Here is a 2,804-nt window from a genome sequence, read left to right on the forward strand (position 1 = left end):
TATCAGCCTGTTATCCCCGGAGTACCTTTTATCCGTTGAGCGATGGCCCTTCCATACAGAACCACCGGATCACTAAGACCTACTTTCGTACCTGCTCGACGTGTTGGTCTCGCAGTCAAGCGCGCTTTTGCCTTTATACTCTACGCACGATTTCCGACCGTGCTGAGCGCACCTTCGTACTCCTCCGTTACTCTTTAGGAGGAGACCGCCCCAGTCAAACTACCCACCATACACTGTCCTCGATCCGGATAACGGACCAGAGTTAGAACCTCAAAGTTGCCAGGGTGGTATTTCAAGGTTGGCTCCACGCGAACTAGCGTCCACGTTTCACAGCCTCCCACCTATCCTACACAAGCAAATTCAAAGTCCAGTGCAAAGCTATAGTAAAGGTTCACGGGGTCTTTCCGTCTAGCCGCGGATACACTGCATCTTCACAGCGATTTCAATTTCACTGAGTCTCGGGTGGAGACAGCGCCGCCATCATTACGCCATTCGTGCAGGTCGGAACTTACCCGACAAGGAATTTCGCTACCTTAGGACCGTTATAGTTACGGCCGCCGTTTACCGGGGCTTCGATCAAGAGCTTCGCCGAAGCTAACCCCATCAATTAACCTTCCGGCACCGGGCAGGCGTCACACCCTATACGTCCACTTTCGTGTTTGCAGAGTGCTGTGTTTTTAATAAACAGTTGCAGCGGCCTGGTATCTTCGACCGGCATGAGCTTACGGAGCAAGTCCTTCACCCTCACCGGCGCACCTTCTCCCGAAGTTACGGTGCCATTTTGCCTAGTTCCTTCACCCGAGTTCTCTCAAGCGCCTTGGTATTCTCTACCTGACCACCTGTGTCGGTTTGGGGTACGATTTCTAGTTACCTGAAGCTTAGAGGCTTTTCCTGGAAGCATGGCATCAACCACTTCTCTTTCTAAAAGAAAGATCGTCATCGGTTCTCGGCCTTAAGATCCCGGATTTACCTAAGATCTCAGCCTACCACCTTAAACACGGACAACCAACGCCGTGCTGGCCTAGCCTTCTCCGTCCCCCCATCGCAGTAACCAGAAGTACGGGAATATTAACCCGTTTCCCATCGACTACACCTTTCGGTCTCGCCTTAGGGGTCGACTCACCCTGCGTCGATTAACGTTGCGCAGGAACCCTTGGTCTTCCGGCGTGGGAGTTTTTCACTCCCATTGTCGTTACTCATGTCAGCATTCGCACTTCTGATACCTCCAGCCAACTTCTCAATTGACCTTCACAGGCTTACAGAACGCTCCTCTACCGCACATCCTAAGATGCACCCGTAGCTTCGGTGTATGGTTTGAGCCCCGTTACATCTTCCGCGCAGGCCGACTCGACTAGTGAGCTATTACGCTTTCTTTAAAGGATGGCTGCTTCTAAGCCAACCTCCTAGCTGTCTAAGCCTTCCCACATCGTTTCCCACTTAACCATAACTTTGGGACCTTAGCTGACGGTCTGGGTTGTTTCCCTTTTCACGACGGACGTTAGCACCCGCCGTGTGTCTCCCGTGCTCTGCACTCATTGGTATTCGGAGTTTGCATGGGGTTGGTAAGTCGGGATGACCCCCTAGCCCAAACAGTGCTCTACCCCCAATGGTGATACACGAGGCGCTACCTAAATAGCTTTCGAGGAGAACCAGCTATCTCCGAGCTTGATTAGCCTTTCACTCCTATCCACAAGTCATCCGCTAACTTTTCAACGGTAGTCGGTTCGGTCCTCCAGTGCCTGTTACGGCACCTTCAACCTGCCCATGGATAGATCGCCCGGTTTCGGGTCTATACCCAGCGACTAAACGCCCTATTAAGACTCGGTTTCCCTACGCCTCCCCTAGACGGTTAAGCTCGCCACTGAATATAAGTCGCTGACCCATTATACAAAAGGTACGCAGTCACCGAACAAGTCGGCTCCCACTGCTTGTACGCATACGGTTTCAGGATCTATTTCACTCCCCTCACAGGGGTTCTTTTCGCCTTTCCCTCACGGTACTGGTTCACTATCGGTCAGTCAGGAGTATTTAGCCTTGGAGGATGGTCCCCCCATGTTCAGTCAACGTTTCACGTGCGCCGACCTACTCGATTTCACGGCAAAGAGTCTTTCGTGTACGGGGCTATCACCCACTATGGCCGCCTTTCCCACAGCGTTCCACTAGACTCAATACCGCTTAAGGGCTGCTCCCCGTTCGCTCGCCACTACTTGGGGAATCTCGGTTGATTTCTTTTCCTCCGGGTACTTAGATGTTTCAGTTCCCCGGGTTCGCCTCACACACCTATGTATTCAGTGTGTGATACCCAACTTATGTTGAGTGGGTTTCCCCATTCAGAGATCTCCGGATCAAAGGTTGTTTGCCACCTCCCCGAAGCTTTTCGCAGGCTACCACGTCTTTCATCGCCTCTGACTGCCAAGGCATCCACCGTATGCGCTTATTCACTTGACCATATAACCCCAAACAATCTGTGTCTTGCGACCCTGATTGTTCAACGCCATACGTCTTGACATGATTTCACGACAATCCGGAACTTGCACTTGAGATTACAAGTTACCTTAGCCATAACGTGTGCAGTGAAACACCCGTTATGTCTTGTCTACTTCTATCACTTTTCCACATTGTTAAAGAGCGACTGATCAAAGATCAGACATCAATCATCCTGTCATATGAAAACAGGATCATTCATGTATGAACTCTTATCGAGTACCGGCGATACTGGTCGTGCTGCCAAGGCTGACCTGGTGGAGCCAAGCGGGATCGAACCGCTGACCTCCTGCGTGCAAGGCAGGCGCTCTCCCAGCTGA

The 2,804-nt window shown here is 51.6% G+C and carries 1 rRNA gene; it reads right to left on the reverse strand.

The annotated features are described in order from the left end of the window. Positions 1 to 2,448 (reverse strand): 23S ribosomal RNA (locus tag INT39_RS22210); the annotation flags it as partial. Between the last annotated feature and the right edge of the window lie 356 nt (positions 2,449 to 2,804).

The organism is Pseudomonas sp. FME51 (genome assembly GCF_014897305.1).